Source organism: Bradyrhizobium sp. LTSP849 (genome assembly GCF_000938255.1).
In the GTDB taxonomy this organism is placed as follows: domain Bacteria; phylum Pseudomonadota; class Alphaproteobacteria; order Rhizobiales; family Xanthobacteraceae; genus Bradyrhizobium.
Window position 1 is genome coordinate 82,878 of sequence record NZ_JYMR01000013.1, and the last position, 19,442, is coordinate 102,319.

General features: G+C 64.2%; 21 protein-coding genes. 13 read left to right on the plus strand and 8 right to left on the minus strand.

The genetic code is table 11. From position 1 onward, the window contains the following. The first annotated feature begins 36 nt into the window (after window positions 1-36). Window positions 37-1,587 (plus strand): winged helix-turn-helix domain-containing protein, encoded by a 1,551-nt coding sequence (locus UB31_RS11350; protein WP_045010956.1) that lies wholly within the window; start codon window positions 37-39, stop codon window positions 1,585-1,587. Between the two features lie 6 nt (window positions 1,588-1,593). Here the strand turns inward: UB31_RS11350 and UB31_RS11355 are convergent, their stop codons facing one another. The 4 genes from UB31_RS11355 to UB31_RS11370 all read right to left on the minus strand — a co-directional run bounded on the left by UB31_RS11355 (window position 1,594) and on the right by UB31_RS11370 (window position 4,760). Continuing rightward, on the minus strand, window positions 1,594-2,433 hold the full coding sequence (locus UB31_RS11355; RefSeq protein ID WP_050044762.1) for an alpha/beta fold hydrolase: 840 nt from the start codon (window positions 2,431-2,433) through the stop codon (window positions 1,594-1,596). Between the two features lie 143 nt (window positions 2,434-2,576). Then, window positions 2,577-3,158 (minus strand): DUF2147 domain-containing protein, encoded by a 582-nt coding sequence (locus UB31_RS11360; protein ID WP_045005626.1) that lies wholly within the window; start codon window positions 3,156-3,158, stop codon window positions 2,577-2,579. 35 nt (window positions 3,159-3,193) lie between these two features. Continuing rightward, window positions 3,194-3,856, minus strand: a complete 663-nt coding sequence (locus UB31_RS11365) for a DUF3313 domain-containing protein (RefSeq protein WP_045010957.1) — start codon at window positions 3,854-3,856, stop codon at window positions 3,194-3,196. Window positions 3,857-4,106: 250 nt separating this feature from the next. Beyond that, on the minus strand, window positions 4,107-4,760 hold the full coding sequence (locus tag UB31_RS11370; protein WP_045010958.1) for a TetR/AcrR family transcriptional regulator: 654 nt from the start codon (window positions 4,758-4,760) through the stop codon (window positions 4,107-4,109). 223 nt (window positions 4,761-4,983) lie between these two features. Here UB31_RS11370 and UB31_RS11375 point away from each other — a divergent pair, with 223 nt between their 5' ends. The 4 genes from UB31_RS11375 to UB31_RS11390 all read left to right on the plus strand — a co-directional run bounded on the left by UB31_RS11375 (window position 4,984) and on the right by UB31_RS11390 (window position 10,235). After that, window positions 4,984-6,534 carry an ABC transporter substrate-binding protein gene (locus tag UB31_RS11375; RefSeq protein ID WP_045005630.1) on the plus strand — a complete coding sequence of 517 codons (1,551 nt, stop codon included), beginning with the start codon at window positions 4,984-4,986 and terminating at the stop codon, window positions 6,532-6,534. Between the two features lie 271 nt (window positions 6,535-6,805). Beyond that, window positions 6,806-7,777: an ABC transporter permease gene (locus UB31_RS11380; protein ID WP_045010959.1), complete on the plus strand. Its 972-nt coding sequence runs from the start codon at window positions 6,806-6,808 to the stop codon at window positions 7,775-7,777. After that, window positions 7,774-8,613 (plus strand): ABC transporter permease, encoded by an 840-nt coding sequence (locus UB31_RS11385; RefSeq protein WP_045010960.1) that lies wholly within the window; start codon window positions 7,774-7,776, stop codon window positions 8,611-8,613. Before UB31_RS11380 ends, UB31_RS11385 begins: the two co-directional genes overlap by 4 nt. A gap of 2 nt (window positions 8,614-8,615) precedes the next feature. Further along, window positions 8,616-10,235 carry an ABC transporter ATP-binding protein gene (locus tag UB31_RS11390; protein ID WP_045010961.1) on the plus strand — a complete coding sequence of 540 codons (1,620 nt, stop codon included), beginning with the start codon at window positions 8,616-8,618 and terminating at the stop codon, window positions 10,233-10,235. 19 nt (window positions 10,236-10,254) lie between these two features. On the opposite strand, the gene UB31_RS43015 is transcribed toward UB31_RS11390, so the two are convergent. Continuing rightward, window positions 10,255-10,524 (minus strand): hypothetical protein, encoded by a 270-nt coding sequence (locus tag UB31_RS43015; protein ID WP_082078488.1) that lies wholly within the window; start codon window positions 10,522-10,524, stop codon window positions 10,255-10,257. Between the two features lie 348 nt (window positions 10,525-10,872). Between UB31_RS43015 and UB31_RS42135 the strand changes: the two genes are divergently transcribed. From UB31_RS42135 to UB31_RS11405, 3 genes are all read left to right on the plus strand, one after another. Next, window positions 10,873-11,037: a hypothetical protein gene (locus UB31_RS42135; RefSeq protein WP_197087341.1), complete on the plus strand. Its 165-nt coding sequence runs from the start codon at window positions 10,873-10,875 to the stop codon at window positions 11,035-11,037. Next, entirely contained in the window at window positions 11,034-11,243 is a 210-nt protein-coding gene (locus tag UB31_RS11400; protein ID WP_045005640.1) for a hypothetical protein, read from the plus strand. The genes UB31_RS42135 and UB31_RS11400 overlap by 4 nt, the downstream gene beginning before the upstream one ends. Before the next feature lie 106 nt (window positions 11,244-11,349). Continuing rightward, complete coding sequence (locus UB31_RS11405) at window positions 11,350-11,862, plus strand: PaaI family thioesterase (RefSeq protein WP_045005642.1); 513 nt, start codon at window positions 11,350-11,352, stop codon at window positions 11,860-11,862. A gap of 25 nt (window positions 11,863-11,887) precedes the next feature. Here UB31_RS11405 and UB31_RS11410 read toward each other — a convergent pair whose 3' ends face one another. Beyond that, window positions 11,888-12,352 (minus strand): MerR family transcriptional regulator, encoded by a 465-nt coding sequence (locus UB31_RS11410; RefSeq protein ID WP_045010962.1) that lies wholly within the window; start codon window positions 12,350-12,352, stop codon window positions 11,888-11,890. A gap of 89 nt (window positions 12,353-12,441) precedes the next feature. Here UB31_RS11410 and UB31_RS11415 point away from each other — a divergent pair, with 89 nt between their 5' ends. Continuing rightward, the gene (locus tag UB31_RS11415; protein ID WP_082078489.1) at window positions 12,442-13,740 is read left to right on the plus strand and encodes an NADH:flavin oxidoreductase/NADH oxidase family protein; all 1,299 of its coding nucleotides are present in this window, start codon (window positions 12,442-12,444) and stop codon (window positions 13,738-13,740) included. Window positions 13,741-13,807: 67 nt separating this feature from the next. On the opposite strand, the gene UB31_RS42515 is transcribed toward UB31_RS11415, so the two are convergent. Further along, window positions 13,808-14,092: a hypothetical protein gene (locus UB31_RS42515; protein WP_082078490.1), complete on the minus strand. Its 285-nt coding sequence runs from the start codon at window positions 14,090-14,092 to the stop codon at window positions 13,808-13,810. Between the two features lie 122 nt (window positions 14,093-14,214). Further along, window positions 14,215-14,556, minus strand: a complete 342-nt coding sequence (locus UB31_RS11420; RefSeq protein WP_045005646.1) for a hypothetical protein — start codon at window positions 14,554-14,556, stop codon at window positions 14,215-14,217. A gap of 121 nt (window positions 14,557-14,677) precedes the next feature. Here UB31_RS11420 and UB31_RS11425 point away from each other — a divergent pair, with 121 nt between their 5' ends. The 4 genes from UB31_RS11425 to UB31_RS11440 all read left to right on the plus strand — a co-directional run bounded on the left by UB31_RS11425 (window position 14,678) and on the right by UB31_RS11440 (window position 19,425). Beyond that, window positions 14,678-14,998 carry a hypothetical protein gene (locus UB31_RS11425; protein WP_045010963.1) on the plus strand — a complete coding sequence of 107 codons (321 nt, stop codon included), beginning with the start codon at window positions 14,678-14,680 and terminating at the stop codon, window positions 14,996-14,998. Window positions 14,999-15,221: 223 nt separating this feature from the next. Then, on the plus strand, window positions 15,222-15,947 hold the full coding sequence (locus UB31_RS11430; protein ID WP_045005648.1) for an outer membrane protein: 726 nt from the start codon (window positions 15,222-15,224) through the stop codon (window positions 15,945-15,947). Between the two features lie 167 nt (window positions 15,948-16,114). After that, entirely contained in the window at window positions 16,115-18,268 is a 2,154-nt protein-coding gene (locus UB31_RS11435; RefSeq protein WP_045010964.1) for a methyl-accepting chemotaxis protein, read from the plus strand. A gap of 95 nt (window positions 18,269-18,363) precedes the next feature. Next, window positions 18,364-19,425 carry an MBL fold metallo-hydrolase gene (locus UB31_RS11440; RefSeq protein ID WP_045005651.1) on the plus strand — a complete coding sequence of 354 codons (1,062 nt, stop codon included), beginning with the start codon at window positions 18,364-18,366 and terminating at the stop codon, window positions 19,423-19,425. The last annotated feature ends 17 nt before the right edge of the window (window positions 19,426-19,442 follow it).

Here is a 19,442-nt window from a genome sequence, read left to right on the forward strand (position 1 = left end):
GAGACGACTTTGATTTTTGCTTGAGACGACAGAAACGTGCGATTTCTCTTTGAAAACAATGTGCTCGACGGCGACCTGCGCGAGCTGACGTGCGACGGCACGGCTGTTCCGTTGCAGCCGCAGGTGTTCGATCTGCTGCTTTATCTCGTCGCGCAGCGCACCCGTGTGGTCAGCAAGGATGACCTGATCAGCCAGATCTGGAGCGACCGCATCGTCTCGGACTCCGCGCTGAACAGCCGGATCAACGCCGCGCGAAAGGCCCTTGGTGACGATGGCGCGACGCAGCGGCTGATCAAGACGATCCCGCGCAAGGGCTTTCGCTTCGTCGGCGAAGTCCGACAAGAGGTGGCAGCCTCGCCTGCGCCGGCCGAGGCCGCGCCCGCCTCCGCGCGTGTCGTGACGGACCGGCCGGGAATCGCCGTGCTCGCCTTCGAGAACATGAGCGGCGATCCCGCCCAGGAATATTTCGGCGACGGCATCAGCGAGGACATCCTCACCGCGCTGTCGAAGCAACGCTGGTTCATGGTGATCGCCCGCAACTCGTCCTTCACCTACAAGGGACGCGCCGTCCACATCAAGCAGGTCGCCGAAGAGCTCGGCGTCCGCTATATCGTCGAGGGCAGCGTACGCAAAGTCGACAACCGCGTGCGCATCACCGCGCAGCTCAACGACGCCACCACCGGAGGCCATCTCTGGGCCGAGCGCTACGACCGCGAGCTGGTCGACGTCTTCGCCGTGCAGGACGAGATCACCGAGCGGATCGTCGCGGCGATCGAGCCGCAGATCCATGCCGCGGAGAATTTTCGCGCCCATCGCAAGCCGCCAGCGAGCCTGGATGCCTGGGACCTGCTGATGCGGGCGCTGTCGCATTACTGGCGGGTGACGCCGCAAGACCACATCGCGGCGCAGGCGCTGCTCGAACGCGCGATCGCGATCGACCCGGATTACGGCCAGGCGCTGTCGGTGCTGGCGGCGAGCCACATGTTCGGCGTGCATCTCGGCTGGGCCGAGCTCGCCACGACGGCACCGATCGCGGAAACCGCCGCGCTCGCCGCGGTGCGCTGCGACCATGAGGATGCCTGGGCCCATGCCGCGCTTGGCAGCGTCTGCTTCTCGACGCGACGGCTCGCGGACGCGCTGTCCGAGTTCGAGCAGGCGCTCGCACTCAATCCGAACTTCTCGCTGGCGCAGGGCTATTACGCGCTGGCGCTGTCCTATGCCGGGCGACCGAACGACTCGTTCGAGGCGGCGCAAAAGGCGATCAGACTCTCACCGCGCGATCCGTCGCTGGCGATTTATTACGGCATCGCCGGCTATGCACGCTTCACCGAACGGCACTATGACGAGGCGATCACGCTTGCGCGCGAGGCGATCCGCCATCGCGGCGACCTCACCGGCGCCTATCGCGTGCTCGCCGTCTCCGCCGGCATGACCGGCAACAGCGCGCTTGCGGAGATGGCGTTGCAAGAGCTCCGCCGCACCCAGCCCGGCATCTCGCTGCATTGGATATCGACGCAACTGCCGTGGGCCAATGATGCGGATCGCGAGCATTATCTGGAAGGATTTCGGCGGGCGGGGCTCCGCTGAAGAAAATCACACGCTTGCAGCAAATGCGTCGAGCATCTCGTTGAACGCATCCGCCTGCTCCCAGTGCGGGGAATGGCCGGCGCCATCGATGACCTGGACAGTGCCGCGCCACAGGGTCGGCGCGGGCAGGCGCTGGAGATAGCCGAGATCGACGATCTGCTCCTCGCGGCCTTGCACGATCGCGAGCGGGATCTTCATGTCGCCCACGATCGCGACCTCGTCGACGAGACCGCCACTTTGCGCGCTGGCGCCGAGGCAGGCGCGGGCGTTGCCGTCGGTCCTGCGAAAATCCTCGATGAGGAAATCGGGAATCGGCTTGTAGCCGGGCGCGAACGCCGACCGCGCCCATTCCTGAATCTCGGCTTCGCTCGGCGAAGCCGTGAACACCGTTTTTGACAGTCCCTTGAAGCCGGCGAAGCCCTCGGGCCCGCGGCCGATCGGCGGCGTCCCGAAGATCATCAGGCCGGCCGCCATCGGCAGCGAGCCGGCAGCATTGAGTACGGAATGGCCACCCAGGCTCCAGCCGACGACGATGGTGCTCCGGAGATCGAGTTCGCGCGCCACGGCCGAAATCGCCGCGGCATAGCCACGGCCGGAATAATCACTTTCCGGATGGGGCGGCGGCGAGGAGGCTCCGTGGCCGGGCAGATCGATCGCGATCACGCGGTATTTGGCGCCGAGCGGCCCCTGCAACTGCTTCTGCCAGATGTGGGACGAGGATGAGTTGCCGTGGATCAGCAGGATCGGGCGTCCCGCGCCCGCGCTCTCAAAGCCCGCAATGGTCTGCGCGCCGATCTGCAAATTGAGCGGGCGCAGATCCGGGCCCGGAAACGGCTGGTCACTCATGAGGCGTACCGATCTGGTTCTCGACAGAGATCACGAACCAATCTGCCACGCCGCGCAAGACGGCGCCACCCATCAAGGAAATCGGCATGGTTAGTGCGCGATTGCCTCCACGTCGTCATTCGGGCGCACAGAGAAGCAATCTTCTACTTCGTCTTCACTTCCGTCTTGGCTTGCATCGGCTTCGGCGCCGGCACGGCCGCCCATTCCTTGTCGGCGCGGGGACCGTTGAGATCGCCGGTGAGACCGACGAGCTGGCCGGGCGGGGCGTCGAGGGTCTGCTGCCAGGTCTGGGTCTGGCACAACAGCTTGATCAGGCAGCCCTTGAGCTTGAGGCGGTCGCCGGATTCGCGCCACAGCGAGACCGAATAGAATTTACCGTCTTCGGCATTGTAGATGTCGCCGGCAAACCGGCCCTCCGGCGTCGCCTGCAAGCCCATGATGAGCTGGTGGCCGAGCAGCGCGCGGGCGCGTCTGTCGGGGTCTGGATTTTCCTTGTCGCGATAAGGCTGGCCGCGCTTGTCGGCCGGCTCCTTCATCCAGACGATGAAGCCGCAGATGCGGTCGCGCGACGGTCCGCAGCGCTCGAGACGGACACGGGCGCGGCCGTCTTCGACGAGCCAGGTGCCACTGGGATCATTGGGCGTAACGGCGCCGGCGCGACCGCCGAGGACCATCATCACGATGGTGATGGCGACGCGCAGCACGAAGCGAAGGACAATGTTCATCAGCGGCGCCTTTCGTTGGCAGGGCTTTGGGGGTGTCAGTTCAGTTGCGCCATCAGCGCGTCGGCGCCCTTGTCGACGCCGGCATTGGCAGCCGCGAGCGCACCGACGCTGGCCTTGATGTCGTAGGCGCCGGGGTATTGCTTGGTGACGTAGGCGCTGATCAGGCGCGAGGTCGCGGCGTCGAAGATCTCGACGCCGTAGATGACCGAGCCTGTCATCATCCCCTCGCCGTCCCGCGCGGCCTGCACGCCGTTGTAGGCCGCGCCGGCCATGTCGAAACGCGAGAGCGTGCCGAGCACCGGCGTGTTGGTGACGGCGCCGGTGAGCGTCAGCCGGATCCGCAGCGTGTTCGGCGCGCGCTCCCGCACCAGCATGAAGCGGCCGCGCAGTCGCTCGGCGAAGCGAGTCTGCATGTAGGCGGCGAGCGCCGCCTTGTCCTTGTCGGACATGTCGCCGAACTGGTGATCTTTGCCGCGGTAGACCACGACGGGTTCGAGGATCACTTTATTATATGTGCGCCATTCGACGGGCGTGGAGTAGCGGTAGGGCACGCGGCCGGAGGCGTCCGACTTGTCCGGCGCCATGTAGGCCGAGGATGCCATCTCCGAATAGGGCACGGGCGCAACCGAGGCGCAGCCGGCGACGGCCGCGCCAAGCACCAGCGTTCCCAGACCGCGCAGGGCGATCGAGCGATCCATTCCAAAACTCCTCTGGCTTTTCGAAATGCGATGGCGGCCGCAACCACGTGTGGGACCAGACGCGGTTGCGGCCTTCACTATTGCCAACCCAAGGCATCGTCCGGGGCCATGTCAGACGCCCTGGGCCGCTTCAGTGTTCCTACATATAAAACCGACTAGTTGGTTTGTAAAGTGCGAAAACGACGGCCTGGCGCATTTGGCCGCAGGCGCGGCTTTGGGCAGCGGCCGGTTGGAATTTGTTAACGATGAATCAGGGGCGCTTGCGCGAGGTTGCAGCCTTTGCCGGCGGCAGCGCACCGGATTTGGCGGCGCGCGCCTTGGTAAGCTCTGCCCTGGCCGGCTGTTCGAGGCTTGTCCACTGCGCGTCGTCGAGCAGGCGCGCGAACAGGCGATCGTGCTCCGCCTTGCTGAGCGGAGACATGCCGAACAGGCCACTCAACAGCAGCCCCCGCGCCGCCGCCCAGCGCAACAGCGCCAGATCCGGATCAGCGGCTTCGGCCTTGATGGCCGCGACCCGCTTCATTTCGCTGTCGCGCGGCAGCGACATCAGGCCTGGATTCTCGACCATGGCCGCGACCAACGCCAGCGCCGCCGAATTCGGCGCAGTCGCCGCTTCGCGCACCGTCGCGAGCTGGGTGGCGAGCTCGGGATTCGCAGAGGTGGCGCTCACCTTCGCCTGATAGCGGCTCGAAAACTCCTCGAAATGCGCCATCTGACGCTCGAGCAGCGCCTTCAGCACCGCCTCCTTGGTACGGAACTGGTGCATCACACCGCCCTTGCTCAGCCCGCTCTCGCGCGCAATCGCATCGAGCGTCAACCGGCCGGGCCCGTCACGCGCGATGATCGCGATGGCCGCTTCGAGCGCGGCATTGCGGGATCGTTCGGAGCGTGTGGCATTGTCCATGGCCGACTTGTCTCCGTGACAGGACCATGAATCAAGTGAAAACAGGACGCGCTGTACATTTTTTGTGCGAACACTGTTGAGACTTTCATCTTGCGGCGCCGAATGAGACTATGTGAGCCTCGATGGTGGATGGTGGATGGGGACTGGGATGGGCCGGCCGTCGTTTCGCGCGCGAGGACGTTGCGAAGCGTTTACGGCTGGTCTCGCTTGAGAAAGATACGACATGTCGAAACGAGTGTTGCTTGGTGTCCTCCTGGCTTGCGGCCTCTCGGCCTCGGCGCTGGCGCAAGAGCCGAAAATGGGCGGCGTGATCAATGCCGTGATCCAGCCCGAGCCGCCCAGCCTGATGCTCGCGATGATCCAGAACGGCCCGACCCAGATGGTTTCGGGCAACATTTTCGAGGGCCTGCTGCGCTATAGCCCCAAGCTCGAGCCGCAGCCGGAGCTCGCCGAGAGCTGGACCGTCAGCGAGGACGCCAAGACCTACACGTTCAAGCTCAAGAAGGGCGTGACCTGGCATGACGGCAAGCCGTTCACCGCCGCCGACGTGCTGTTCTCGATCGAGATGCTGAAGCAGACGCATGCGCGCGCCCGCGCCAACCTGGTGCAGGTCGACAAGGTCGAGGCGCCCGACGACTATACCGTGGTGTTCACGCTGAAGCAGCCGTTCGGCCCGTTCCTCGGCATCTTCGAGGTCGGCTCAATGCCGATGGTGCCGAAACATCTTTATGAAGGCACCGACTGGAAGACCAATCCCTACAACAACGCACCGGTCGGTACCGGCCCCTTCATGTTCAAGGAATGGCAGAAGGGCTCGTTCATTCGCATGGTCAAGAACCCGAACTACCACGAGAAGGGCAAGCCCTATCTCGATGAGGTCTACTGGCAGATCATCCCCGACGCCGCCGCGCGCTCGGTGGCGTATGAGACCGGCAAGGTGGACGTGCTGCCCGGCGGCTCGGTCGAGAATTTTGACGTGCCGCGGCTGTCCAAGCTGAAGGACACCTGCGTCACCGGCGCCGGCTGGGAGTTCTTCTCGCCGCTGGCCTGGCTGTGGCTGAACAACCGCCAGGGTCCGCTCGCCGACAAGCGGGTGCGGCAGGCGGTCATGTATGCGATCGACCGCGATTTCGCCAAGGACGTGATCTGGAACGGGCTCGGCAAGGTCGCCACCGGTCCCTCCGCCTCGTCCATCAAGTTCTACACCGACGACGTGCCGAAATATCCGTACGATCCGGCCAAGGCCAAGGCGCTCCTGAAGGAAGCTGGCTACAAGGGCGAGAAGATCCGCATCCTGCCGCTCGCCTATGGCGAGACCTGGCAGCGCTGGGGTGAAGCCGTTAAGCAGAACCTCATGGACGTCGGCATGAACATCGAGACGATCTCGACCGACGTCGCCGGTGGCAACCAGAAGATCGGCGACTGGGATTACGACATCGCCTTCACCTATCTCTACCAGTACGGCGATCCCGCGCTCGGCGTCGGCCGCAATTACGTCTCCAGCGCGATCGCCAAGGGCCAGGTCTTCAACAATGTCGAGGGCTACTCCAATCCGGAGATCGACAAGCTGTTTGCCGACGGCGCGGTCGCAACCCCGGATTCCAAGCGCAAGGAGATTTACGAGAAGGCGCAGAAGATCCTGGTCGAGGACGTGCCGGTGGCCTGGATGCTCGAGCTGCAATTCCCGACCATCACGCGTTGCAAGGTCAAGAACCTGATCACCACGGGAATCGGGGTCAATGACGGCTTCAAGGACGCATGGCTCGACAAGTGATGGCGCGCTTCGCGTCTGATCTTTCTTGCTATAGCTTTCGCCGAATGATTGCCGCTCCGGCCACGGAAAAGGTGCACCTCTCCCGCTTGCGGGGGAGGTCGACGCGCGCCGGGCGATGCGAAGCATCGACCCAAGCGCGGCGGGTGGGGGCTCTCTCCACTCGAAGACCCCCTCTGCGGAAGCACGCCCACCCCAACCCTCCCCCGCAAGCGGGAGAGGAAGCACACCGTCACCACGGTGGCACTCAAGTCAAACAAGCGTCGTTCTAACTATGCTCTCCTTCGTCGCTCAGCGTGTCGTGAAGGGCGTGATCGTCCTGCTCGCGATCGTCGTCCTCAATTTCTTCCTGATCCGGCTCGCACCCGGCGACCCCGCTGCCGTGATGGCGGGCGAGGCCGGGGCCAGCGATCAGGTCTTCGTCCAGCAGCTACGGGAAAAGTTCGGCCTCGACAAGCCGCTGCCCGAGCAACTCTTCATCTACGTCAAGGGCATCGCCACGTTCGATCTCGGCTTCTCGTTCCGGCAGCAGGCGCCGGTATCGAAGCTGATCCTCGAGCGGTTGCCGGCAACACTGCTTTTGACGCTGACGGCGTTCACGATCTCGCTCGTGCTCGGCGTGCTGTTCGGCACCTTCGCCGCGCGCTTTGCCGGAACCTTTCTCGACACCGCCATCACCGTCTTCGCGCTGATCTTCTACGCCATGCCGATCTTCTGGGTGGCTCTGATGGGAATCCTGCTGTTCTCGGTCACGGTCGATTGGCTGCCGAGCTTCGGCTACGAGACGGTCGGCGCCAACTATACCGGGCTTGCCCATGTGCTCGACGTCGGCGCGCATCTGATCATGCCGGCGATGACCCTCGGCCTGTTCTTCATGGCGACCTACACCCGCATGACGCGCGCCTCCATGCTGGAGGTGAAGCGGCTCGACTTCGTCAAGACCGCACGCGCCAAGGGCCTCTCGGACGCCGTGATTCAGCGCCGCCACGTGTTGCGCAACGCGCTGTTGCCGGTGGTGACGCTCGCCGGCGTGCATGCCGGCACGCTGATCGGCGGCGCCGTCATCACCGAGACCGTGTTCGCCTGGCCCGGCATCGGGCGGCTGATGTACGACGCGCTGCTCCAGCGCGACTACAATCTGTTGCTCGGCGTCTTCGTGACCTGCTCGGTCATGGTCTTGATCTTCAACCTCATCACTGACCTGGTCTATCGCCTGGTCGATCCGCGCATCGAATACGCCACATGAAACAGTTCTGGAAATCGATGCTGAAGAGCCCGAGCGGTGTCATCGGGCTCGTCATCCTGCTGCTCGCCATTGCGATTGCGGTGTTCGGACCGCTGCTGTTTCCGAACTCGCCCTGGCGCATGGTGCAGCGGCCGTTCCTGCCGCCCTTCACGCTCTCGACCGTGCCGCTCGGCACCGACGCGCTCGGCCGCGATGTCTTTGCCGGCATGATCTTTGGCGCACGGGTGTCACTGCTGGTCGGCCTCGTCTCGACGCTGGTCGCACTGATCGTCGGCGTGCCGATCGGCGCCATGGCCGGCTATTTCGGCGGCAAGGTCGACGACGCCCTGATGCGCTTCACCGAATTCTTCCAGACCATTCCGAGCTTCGCGCTAGCGATCGTGCTGGTCGCGATCCTGCAACCCTCGATCTATTCGATCGTGACCTCGATCGCGGTGGTGAGCTGGCCACCGGTCGCCCGCCTCGTGCGCGGCGAGGTGCTGTCGCTGCGCACGCGGGAATATGTTCAGGCGGCCGTCGTCACCGGCCAGAGCAACACCTGGATCATCCTCCGCGAGATTTTGCCCAACGCGCTGTCGCCGGTGATCGTGCTGGCCTCGCTGATGGTCGCGACTGCGATCCTGCTGGAATCCTCGCTGTCATTCCTCGGCCTCGGCGATCCCAATCTGATCTCCTGGGGCTACATGGTCGGCGCTGGCCGCACCGTGATCCGGCAGGCCTGGTGGATCACCGTGTTTCCCGGCGTCGCCATCCTGATCTCGGTGCTCGGGCTGAACCTGATCGGTGAAGGCCTCAACGATGCGCTCAATCCGCGGCTGTCGCGCGAGGGGCGTTGACCATGACCGCACCCGCCACCGTCTCCATCAAGAACTTGCGGATCGCGCTGCCCAAGAGCGCTGAGCGGCAGTTCGCGGTCGACGGCATCTCGCTGGACCTGAAGGCTGGCAAGATCGTCTGCGTGGTCGGCGAATCCGGCTCCGGCAAATCGATGTGCGCGCATGCGCTGATGGGTCTGCTGCCTGATACGGTCGAGGTCACCTCCGGCGAGATCATGTTCGAAGGCCGCGACCTGCTCAAGCTCGACGACGATGGCTGGCGCGATCTGCGCGGCCGCCGGCTCGCGATGATTTTTCAGGAGCCGATGACCGCACTCAATCCTTTGATGCGGATCGGCGATCAGATGGCGGAGATGTTCGAGGCCCACGGCCTGCTCACGCCGAGGGACCGGCGCGCCAAGGCTTTGTCGCTTGCCCGCGAGGTCGGCCTGCCCGACCCCGAGCGCATCGTGCGCGCCTATCCGCACCAGCTCTCCGGCGGCCAGCGCCAGCGCGCCATGATCGCGATGGCGCTCGCGCTCGAACCGGCCGTATTGGTGGCAGACGAGCCCACCACCGCGCTCGACGTCACCACGCAGGCGCAGATCCTCAAGCTGATCCGCAACCTCCAGCGCAATCGCAACATGGCGGTGATGTTCATCACCCATGATTTCGGCGTGGTTGCAGATATCGCCGACCAGGTGGTGGTGCTCAGGCATGGCAAGGTCGTGGAGGAAGGCCCGGCCGCGACCGTCTTCAACAATCCGCAGCACGATTACACCAAGGCACTGCTCGCCGCCGTGCCGACGATGGACCCGCCGGCGCGCGAGCCGCTCGATGACCAGGCCAAGGCCGTCGAAGTGATCGGACTGGACAAGACCTACGTCACCTCGGGCGGCTGGTTTCGCGAAGACCGCCGCGTCGATGCTGCGCGCGAAGTCAACTTCACGATCCTCAAGGGTGAGACGCTCGGCCTCGTCGGCGAGTCCGGGTCGGGTAAATCATCCGTGGCCCGGCTGGTGATGCGGCTGATCGAGGCCGATCGCGGCACGGTGCGGATCGGCGAGACCGACCTCACATCACTTTCCGGCAAGGCGCTACGCGCCGAGCGCCATCGCATCCAGATGATCTTCCAGGATCCGTTCGCCTCGCTCAATCCGCGCCGCAAGATCGGGCACATCATCGCCGACGGCCCGATCGCGGCCGGTACCGATCCGAAGGTGGCATTCGAGCGCGCCCGCGATCTGCTCAAAATGGTCGGCCTCGACGCCGGCGCGCTCGATCGCTACCCGCACGAATTCTCCGGCGGCCAGCGCCAACGCGTCGGCATCGCGCGTGCGCTCGCGCTCGAGCCGGAGATCATCGTCGCCGACGAAGCCGTCTCCGCGCTGGACGTCTCCGTGCAGGCGCAGGTGTTGAGGCTGCTCGAAGACCTCAAGGCGCGCCTCGGACTCTCGATGCTGTTCATCACCCACGACCTCCGCGTCGCCGCGCAAATCTGCGACCGCATCGCAGTGATGCAGCGCGGCGCCATCGTCGAGCTGAAGCCGACGGGGCAGCTCTTCGCCGCGCCGGAGCATCCCTACACCCGCGAACTGCTTGCGGCGGTGCCGGGGCAGAAGGTGCGCGCGCCGGCGGCGTGAGGGCCGCCGATCGCGGTTGCTACTTGGCTCGGGGATTGGTGCTATTCCAGGTGGGGACCGAGTTGGTCACGCCGACAGAGGGCTGAGTAGACGTTCCGACCGACGGCGCCGTCACCGTCCCGACAGTCTGCCCGGAATTTCCAATCGTGCCTTGCTGCACCGGCGCTCCGGGGGTGCTGTGCGTGCTGCTTTGTGCGCCCGTCGCAGATGTCTGCGCGCTTGCAGCAAACGGCGATGCGGCAAATCCGACGGCGATAAGTGCGGCAACGAAGTGTCTCGTTCTTGTCATGGCTGATCCTTTCCGGCGCGGAGCCTCAGTCGCGTCAGCCGTCCGTTCGTCGAACCGCTCCTGCACTGGGCAACCTTACAACTCCACGCGCGCGAAAATGTGCCACGACACGGTCATACTGCGGGGTCAACACTCCATCACGATGCAGCGACGGAAGGAGTGCGCGCTGCCGCTGCGAGGCGGCGCATCGTTCCGGTATCCCGTTCCGCCCCCACAACAAAGCAGTCACGGGTTTTTTATCCCTCGTGACCACCCGCGCAGCTGCAAACCTGCAGCCCCCTCCCTATGTCTCTATTGAATGATATTCGTCATCTTATGATGAATCTACCAACCTATTTGGAGGCCGACATGGGCCAGGTTATTCAGTTTGTCTCAAAATCCGAGCGCGAACGCGTTCGCCTCATCCAGGAAGCACGCGCGATCTATGACAGCATCTTCCCGCCGGCTGATCCGGTCAATGTGCGGCACGACAAGGCGGCGATCGGCGGTGACGGCGTGAGCAATCTCTCGTGATCAAAATCATCGCCGTGCTCTGTAGCCTGTCCTCTCCAGCCAATTGCCACGAGCAGATCGTCACCACCTCGGACTTCGCCGACGTCTCGATGCAGTCCTGTCTGATGGGCGCGCCGCAGCTCGCCGAATGGATGCGCCAGCATCCGGCCGAACGACTGGCAGCATGGCGCTGCGTGATTGGCAAACAGGAAGGCCGGGGAGCTTAGGGCCGCTCGCGGGTTGCGTTCTCGTTGCCGGTCTTGACCCGGAACTCCATTCTTCTGAAGAATGATGCCCGCATCGAGTCCGCGGATGGCGACATGGGGGCGAGCGATGGTGGACGACAAATCCAGCAAGCAGGTAATTCAATACGGCGTCGTACCTATCGAGGTGATGGCATCGATGTCGGGCCTTGATTTCGTCCGCGCGATCTTCGCGCGGCAATTGCCCGAGCCGCCAATCATGCAGACGGTCGAGCCGTTCGACTGCACGGCCGACCCCGGCATCGTCGTGATCCACAGCGTGCCGGGCATGCGCCACTACAACCCGATCGGCTCGGTGCATGGCGGCTATGCCGCGATCCTGCTGGATTCCGCAATGGGTCTGGCAGTGCAGAGCACGCTGCCCGCGGGCACCGGCTACACCACACTGGAATTCAAGATCTCGTTCGTGCGCGGCATGAGCGAAGCGAGCGGCGTGATCCGCACCGAAGGCCGCGTGCTCAACGCCGGCCGCCGCGTCGCCACCGCCGAAGCGCGCATCACCGATGCAAAAGGCCGCCTGCTCGCGCACGCGACGACGACGTGCCTCGTGTTCGGAATTGCGGCGGGCAGCGCGGAGGGCTGATGTTGCATTGCTCCGCGGACGCGCGCTAGGACGACCTCGCGCGGGGCGCTCTCCGCGTCTTCGGCGCCGACGCGCCCTGTTTGCGAAAGCGTGTCATCACCCGCTTCGCATTGTCGCCGCAGCTCAACCCTTCCGGCCTGTTCTCGATGGTGTCGATGATGCCGTGCAGACGCTCCAGGCTCTCGGCCAGCCGCTCGCGCAGCGCCTCGATTTCGGCAACCTTCCGCTTGAGCGCGCCCACGAGTTCGTCATGGTGCGAGGCATCGAACTTTGCATCGAACCTTGGCGGCATCAGGCGGCGAATCTCCTGAAGCGAGAATCCGGCATTCTGCGCGCTGGTGATGATCTCCAGCAGCAGCACCGCGTCCGGCGTGTACTCGCGATAATTGTTCGCGCCGCGCTCGACGGCACTGATCAGGCCGCTCGCTTCGTAAAAGCGAATGCGGGACGCGGTCAGGCCGCTGCGGGCCGCCAGTTCTCCAATCCTCATACCGGACCTCAACGGGGGTTGACCTTAAAGTTAACTTTAAGGGTAGGGTCGGGCCACGATCAAGCCAACTCTTCGATGAAACGAGCTCCATGAAACTGTTCGAGAAGCTGACGCTCCCCAATGGGTCGGTCATTCCCAACCGCATCGCCAAGGCCGCGATGGAGGAGAACATGGCCGACGCGGACCAGGCGCCGTCGCAGGACTTGATGCGTCTCTACGCGTCCTGGGCAGATGGCGAGGCCGGCTTGATCCTCACCGGCAACGTGATGGTCGACGGGCGCGCGATGACGGGCCCGGGCGGCGTCGTGCTGGAGGACGACAGGCATTTGGACAGGTTCAGGCGCTGGGCCGAGATCGGCCGATCCAGCGGCGCGCAGGTATGGCTTCAGATCAACCATCCGGGTCGCCAGATGCAGGCCAATCTTGGCCAGAAAACATGGGCGCCCTCAGCCGTGGCGATGGACCTCGGCAAGATGTCCAGTCGCTTCGCCATGCCGGAGGCGATGACCGAGGATCTCATCGCTGATGTCATCACGCGTTTCGCGCGGACGGCTCAACTGGGAGAGCAGGCCGGATTTACCGGAGTGGAGATCCACGCCGCTCATGGCTATTTGCTCAGCCAATTCCTTTCGCCGCTCACCAACCGAAGAACGGATGCGTGGGGCGGCTCGCTCGAGAACCGGGCTCGCCTGCTGCTGGAGATCGTGAGGGCCGTTCGCGGTCGGGTATCAGTGGGGTTCGCGGTCGCCGTCAAGCTCAACTCCGCCGACTTCCAGCGCGGCGGATTCAGCAGCGATGACGCCCGGCAGGTGGTGGAGATGCTCAACCATCTCGACGTGGACCTCGTGGAGCTCTCGGGCGGGAGCTACGAGGCGCCGGCGATGCAAGGCCAGTCGCGCGACGGCCGAACGCTTGCCCGCGAGGCATACTTTCTGGATTTTGCCCGCGACATCAGAACGGTTGCCAGCATGCCGCTGATGATCACCGGAGGCATCCGCCGTCGCGCGATTGCCGATCAGGTGCTCGACAGTGGCGTCGACATGGTCGGCATCGGCACGGCGCTGGCGATCGACCCGCATTTGCCGCGCGAGTGGCGTCTCGGCCAAGACAGTGCACACCAGCTTCCGCCGATCATTTGGAAGAACAAGACCATGGCTTCACTCGCGAACATGGCCGTCGTCAAATTCCAATTGCGGCGATTGAGCCGAGGCGGAAGCCCTGATCCAAAAGTGTCGCCGCTACGGGCATTGATCCTGCAACAAGTCGCCACCGCATTCCGGACGCGACAATATCGGCGGTGGATCGCGCAGCGTTCGCCGCAGGAGGTATCGATCACCTCTGCGTCTGAGCCGGCCTTGCATCGTGCGGCTTCTCGCACCAAATCCTGAAGCATCTGAATTGGCGGCATTTGCTGGCGCCGCAAGTCGTCGTCTCTCGCGCAGAGAGGCGCCCTCTTTACTTCGGGTTGGTGTTGCTCCAGGTCGGGACTGAATTGGTCACGCCGACCGACGGCCAATTATACGTTCCGATCGAAGGCGCGGTGACGGTCCCGACCGTCTGTCCGGACGCCCCGTACGCTCGAGGCTGCGTCGCGGCCACGCCGGAGCCTCCATAGGTTGGGGCCATCACGCTCGTAGTGTAGTGCCTGCTGGGTCTGTGCTTCTTCGCTTCAGCCGCAAAAGGTGCGGTAAGGAGTCCGGCAGTGATGAGTGTGGCAATCGCTAGTTTGATGCTTGTCATGGCTGATTCCTTCATTCACTGCGGGCCCATTGCGCCATCTGTTCACTCAGCGGAGGAGTTCCAGAGGTCTCCGTTCATAACTCCGTGTATGCGCAAATGTGCCGAAGCAACGCTGCAAAGGATCACCGCCGCTTCGGCCGGCACGCCTTGCGGCCATGGCGCTCCTTCACGGTCGCGACTGAATGCATCAGCTCCTTGAAGGCTGCGATCGCCTTGTCCTCGGCGAGCACGTTTTCGGGATGTGTTTCCAGATGCTCGATCACGGCGAGGAGAGCATCCGCGATCTGGCCGATCTGCTTGCCGTAGCCGGCGACGTCGGAGAGCACGTCCTTCTCGACATCAGGCGCCGAGGATTGCCCGACGGTGATGTTGACGAGACCGAACTGGCCACCGGTCGGACTGAAGAATGACGGATAGATCGACTGGACGACATCCCCCGACAGGGGCAGCTTGAACACGGGCATACGATTTCCCCTCGCTGACGCTCGACCGGCGCGGAAACACTACCACGATCATGCCTGCCTTCGGATGGACCCGAATCAGCGCTAGTGCATTCACCTCAACGACTTCGCGTATCGAGGTGACATGACCGGCCCTGAACTGAAGCAATTGCGCGCCGACCTGTCCGAGGTGCTCGGCCGGGAGCTCACGGTTGCCGACATGGCAAAACTGTGCGGCCTGCCGGCGCCAACCGGCGCCGTCACGATCAGGCGCTGGGAGGTGAGCGGTCCGACCGTGGAGGCAACCAAGGTGCTGCGCGTGCTCGCGATGGCAAGCGAGCGCTATCCGATCCTGGAGAAGTTCGACATCTTCGACCGCCACGACGTGCGCGAGGAAGACCGGCCCGCAAAGCGCGCGGCATTCCGCGCGCAGATGCGCGACGAGGCGCGGCGGCGTCTTGGTTAATGAAAGGCGCGCGCAAGTTACCCGAAGACTCCAAGATTAAGCCTTCCTTCAGCACTTCTTAAGCCGACATTAAGTACGAAAATCATTTGCAGCCCAATAAGTTAGGTTGGGCGTCGCTGTGCCATGCATGTGACAGCATTTTCGTCAAAAGCAAGCTATCTGCAAAACCAACGACGGCGCGGAAAGCGCGCCTGCCGGGGACCTGAGTGTTGGAGTTTGGACTATGAAGAAGATTCTGTTTGCAACCGTGGCGCTGCTCGTGGTGGGCGCGGCCGCGCCGGCCGTCGGTGCCGATCTCGGCGCCCGCCCCTATTACAACAAGGCTGCGCCGGCCTATGCCGCGCCGATCTACAACTGGACCGGATTCTATATCGGTGCACATGTCGGCGGCGCGTTCTCCAGCGACAACAATTTCAGCGGCCTCTCCACCGGCAACAACGGCAACGGCCGTTTCCTCGGCGGCTTGCAGGCCGGTGCGGATTGGCAGGTCAACCCGAACTTCGTGATCGGCGCCGAAGCCCAGTATTCCTGGCTCTCCGGCAATGTCGGCGCGGTGTTCCCGGGCGGCGTGGCCTACACCAACGACCAGCGCGGCCTCGGCTCGATCACTGGTCGCGTCGGCTACACCTGGGGTCCGGGCCTCCTCTACGTAAAGGGTGGCTACGCCTATTCGGACAACAACGAGAAGGTAACGGTCGGCGGCGTGCCGGCGGCCTTCGTCATCGCTGGCGATCACCGCAACGGCTACACCGTCGGCGCCGGCCTCGAATACATGTTCGCTCCGAGCTGGTCGGCCAAGGCCGAGTACCAGTACTACAATTTCGGCGACGCACACTTCACTGGCGGCCCTCTGGCGGGCACCGGCAACTTCACCACCGACGACCATACCTTCAAGGCGGGCGTCAACTACCGCTTCAACTGGGCGAGCCCGGTCGTCGCGCGCTACTGATCGCGCGTCAAAATCTCTTCGCTATCAAGGGCCGGCAGCTTTGCCGGCTCTTTCTTTTTTCGCTCTGCGGAACAAGCCAACCAATTGTGCAACTTGCGATTTTTTAACCCGCCCCACGGATACTCTGCACCGAAAATATAAGAGATCACGGGTGTGGGGAAATTTCGATGGCGATCCGTCTGAGTGTTGGCCGTTTCCTTGGTCGTCTCAAGCCGCGTTTCAAAATGCCGAAAATGGGCCTGCGCGGCAGCCTGTTTGCAGCCTTCGCGGTGATCGCAGGCATGGGCCTGGTGATCGCAGCCGGCGCCGGCTTCGTGTTCAACCATCTGGGCTCGACCGTGATGGATCTGAGCGGCCGCGACATCCCGCGCCTCTCCGCAAGCCTTCAGCTCGCCTCGCAAAGCGCGACGCTCGCGGCGCAGGGGCCGGGTCTGCTGGCATCGCCGTCCGACGAGGCACTGAAGGAGCGCACCAAGAAGGTGCAGGAAATCCAGCAACTCGCCATGGCCAAGCTCGGCGAGATCATCGAGCTCGGCGCCGACAAGCAGACCGCAACCGCGCTGCGCGACACCGCCAAGAGCATCGACGAAGCAACGCAGAGCCTGGTCTCGGCCGCGCGCGAACGGCTCGACACCGGCGCGCTGCACGACAAGCAGTATGAGGCGCTGCGCAAATCCCAGCTCGCCTTCACCGGCGCGGCCGGTCCCGCGATGCTGGATGCGCAGACCCGCCTGAACGCGATCCTCGGCGCCGCCGACCTCTCCGCGGACGATGCCACCGAAGCCGCCCGCACCGTCGCGCAGATCTCGACCGTCTCCGCCAACGGCAATCTGATGGCCGCCGACATGATGGCCGCGCTCTCGGCCAACAGCAGCGACACGCTGGAGGCGATCGAGAAGGAGTTCAAGACGACGCGCGACCGCGTCAAGTCGAACCTCGAGGATCTCCCGAACATTCCCTCGATGCAGGCGGTGCGCGACGCCGTGCAAAAGCTGTTCGCCTTTGGCGAGGGCAAGACCGGCGTATTCAAGATCCGCGAGAAAGAGCTCGACTCGATCGATTACGGCCAGACCATCCTGGATGAGACCCGCAAACTGAATGTCGGTCTCGGCATCAGCGTGCAGCAGCTGGTCGACGGCGTGCAGAAGGAGACTGATGCGTCGACCTTCCAGGCCCGCCGGGAGATTTCGCTCGCCACCACGACGACGCTGGCGCTGGGTGCGCTGACGCTGATCGGCTCGGCGCTGTTCGTCTGGCTCTATGTCGGGCGCAACATCCTGCGCCGAATCCGCGAACTTCAGCACGCGATGCAGCTGCTCTCGGCCGGCGATCTCGACACCGAGATCGTCCGCTCCCGGCAGAATGACGAGATCGGCGCGATGAAGGAGACGCTGACGGTGTTCCGCGACAGCATGATCGAGGCCCGGGCGCTTGCGAGCGAGCAGGACAAGGATCGTGTCGTCAAGGCCGAGCGTGCCGCGCAGATGGAGGCGAAGATCGCCGAATTCGAAGGCGCGGTGCGTTCCGCGCTCGACAATCTCGCGCAATCGGCCAACTCGATGCAGTCGACCGCGCAGAGCATGTCGAACACCGCCGACCAGTCCAACGCGCTGGTCAATGCGGTCGCTTCTGCGGCCGAAGAGACCTCGGTCAACGTGCAGACCGTGTCGGCCGGCACCGAGCAGCTCTCGTCCTCGATCGAGGAGATCAGCAAGCAGGTCGTCACCTCGGCGGCGATCGCCAAGAAGGCGGTCGAAGAAGCAGGTGCCACCGACGCCACGGTGCAGAGCCTTGCCGACAGCGCCAGCCGCATCAGCGTCGTGGTCGACCTGATCCAGACCATCGCATCGCAGACCAATCTGCTCGCGCTCAACGCCACCATCGAGGCAGCGCGCGCGGGCGAAGCCGGCCGCGGCTTTGCGGTGGTCGCCTCCGAGGTGAAGAGCCTCGCGAGCCAGACCGCGAAGGCGACGGAGGAGATCCGTACCCAGATCGCCAGCATGCAGCAGGTCACGACCTCTGCCGTCGGCGCCATCCAGGGCATCGGCCGGATCATCGGCGAGATCGACAACGTGACCACGACAATCGCAGCTGCGGTTGAGGAACAGGGCGCGGCCACCCGCGAGATTGCCCGCAATATCCAGCATGCGGCCGGGGGCACCAGCGAGGTCTCCAGCAACATCGTCGGCGTCTCCACGGCGTCCGCCGAGGCGGGTGCTGCGGCCAGCGAAGTGCTTGGCGCTTCGGATGCACTCCGCCGCGAAGCCGACATGCTGCGCGGAGAGATCGACGCGTTCCTCAACAATATGCGGGCGGCGTAAAGCGCCGTTCCGTAACCCGGAATGACCGCTATGCAGGCCACGCGCGCGTCCTTTTTCGGCTGGCGCGGCGCGGCCTCTGGGTTTAAGCCGGAAGCATGAATTCAAAGAGCGACACCGCGCAGTCCTCCGCAGAGGCCCTGCGCTACCCCTGGGAACAGCATCCCAGCCCCGAAGAGGTCGTGGAGATACGGCCCGGCGTGCTGTGGGTGCGGCTGAAGCTGCCGTTCCGCCTCAACCACGTGAACATCTACCTGCTCGCCGACGGCGACGGTTATGCCATGGTCGATGCCGGCTTCGGCAACGAAGAGACGGTCGAGGCCTGGACGAAATTGTTCGACGGCCCGCTGAAGGGCGTCCACATCACGCGGCTGATCGTGACGCATTCGCATCCCGACCATGTCGGGCTCGCGGGCTGGATCGTCGAGCGGTTCAACTGCCCGCTGGTGATGTCGCAGGTCGAATATCTGCAATCGGTCTATCACCAGAACCGCGGCACCGAGGAGCGGCGCAACGCGCAGCGGCTGTTCTTCCGCCGCCACGGCATGGACGAGTCGCTCACCGAAAAGCTGCTCGGCCGCGGCCAGGATTATCTGAAGCAGGTGTCGGTACTGCCGCCGTCCTACCGTCGCATCTCGCATGGCGACGAGGTCGTGATCGGCACGCGGCGCTTCAAGGTGATCACCGGCGGCGGGCATGCGCTCGACCAAGTGATGCTGTATTGCGCCGACGACAAGCTGTTCCTCTCCGCCGACCAGGTGCTGAGCAAGATCTCGCCGAACGTCAGCGTCTGGGCGGTCGAGCCCGACCAGAACTCGCTCGGCGAATATCTGGCCTCGCTCGCAAGCCTCACCACTACGCTGCCCTATGATTTGCTGGTGCTGCCCGGCCACGGCGTGCCGTTCTATGGACTCAAGACCCGCATCAAGCAGCTCGCCGACCACCATGAGGAGCGCTGCCGCCTGATCGCGGAAGCCTGCCGCGAAGTGCCGCAGACCTCGCGCGTATTGGTGCCGGTGGTGTTCAACAAGCATGTGCTGGACGAACACCAGATGGGTTTTGCCGCCGGCGAACTGGTCGCCCATGTCAACTACATGCTGGTCGAGGGCCGCCTGACCGCGGAGACGAAGGACGGCGTGCTCCAGTTCAGGACGACGTGAGAGCTCACTTCACCTCG

Bases quoted from the DNA above. Each gene is read 5' to 3' on its own strand.
- UB31_RS11355 (WP_050044762.1), bottom strand. From the start codon at position 2,433: ATGAGTGACCAGCCGTTTCCGGGCCCGGATCTGCGCCCGCTCAATTTG.
- UB31_RS11385 (WP_045010960.1), top strand. From the start codon at position 7,774: ATGAAACAGTTCTGGAAATCGATGCTGAAGAGCCCGAGCGGTGTCATC.
- UB31_RS42135 (WP_197087341.1), top strand. From the start codon at position 10,873: ATGGGCCAGGTTATTCAGTTTGTCTCAAAATCCGAGCGCGAACGCGTT.
- UB31_RS43015 (WP_082078488.1), bottom strand. From the start codon at position 10,524: ATGACAAGAACGAGACACTTCGTTGCCGCACTTATCGCCGTCGGATTT.
- UB31_RS11430 (WP_045005648.1), top strand. From the start codon at position 15,222: ATGAAGAAGATTCTGTTTGCAACCGTGGCGCTGCTCGTGGTGGGCGCG.
- UB31_RS11375 (WP_045005630.1), top strand. From the start codon at position 4,984: ATGTCGAAACGAGTGTTGCTTGGTGTCCTCCTGGCTTGCGGCCTCTCG.
- UB31_RS11435 (WP_045010964.1), top strand. From the start codon at position 16,115: ATGGCGATCCGTCTGAGTGTTGGCCGTTTCCTTGGTCGTCTCAAGCCG.
- UB31_RS11360 (WP_045005626.1), bottom strand. From the start codon at position 3,158: ATGAACATTGTCCTTCGCTTCGTGCTGCGCGTCGCCATCACCATCGTG.
- UB31_RS11370 (WP_045010958.1), bottom strand. From the start codon at position 4,760: ATGGACAATGCCACACGCTCCGAACGATCCCGCAATGCCGCGCTCGAA.
- UB31_RS42515 (WP_082078490.1), bottom strand. From the start codon at position 14,092: ATGACAAGCATCAAACTAGCGATTGCCACACTCATCACTGCCGGACTC.
- UB31_RS11390 (WP_045010961.1), top strand. From the start codon at position 8,616: ATGACCGCACCCGCCACCGTCTCCATCAAGAACTTGCGGATCGCGCTG.
- UB31_RS11405 (WP_045005642.1), top strand. From the start codon at position 11,350: ATGGTGGACGACAAATCCAGCAAGCAGGTAATTCAATACGGCGTCGTA.
- UB31_RS11425 (WP_045010963.1), top strand. From the start codon at position 14,678: ATGACCGGCCCTGAACTGAAGCAATTGCGCGCCGACCTGTCCGAGGTG.
- UB31_RS11415 (WP_082078489.1), top strand. From the start codon at position 12,442: ATGAAACTGTTCGAGAAGCTGACGCTCCCCAATGGGTCGGTCATTCCC.
- UB31_RS11410 (WP_045010962.1), bottom strand. From the start codon at position 12,352: ATGAGGATTGGAGAACTGGCGGCCCGCAGCGGCCTGACCGCGTCCCGC.
- UB31_RS11380 (WP_045010959.1), top strand. From the start codon at position 6,806: ATGCTCTCCTTCGTCGCTCAGCGTGTCGTGAAGGGCGTGATCGTCCTG.
- UB31_RS11365 (WP_045010957.1), bottom strand. From the start codon at position 3,856: ATGGATCGCTCGATCGCCCTGCGCGGTCTGGGAACGCTGGTGCTTGGC.
- UB31_RS11440 (WP_045005651.1), top strand. From the start codon at position 18,364: ATGAATTCAAAGAGCGACACCGCGCAGTCCTCCGCAGAGGCCCTGCGC.
- UB31_RS11420 (WP_045005646.1), bottom strand. From the start codon at position 14,556: ATGCCCGTGTTCAAGCTGCCCCTGTCGGGGGATGTCGTCCAGTCGATC.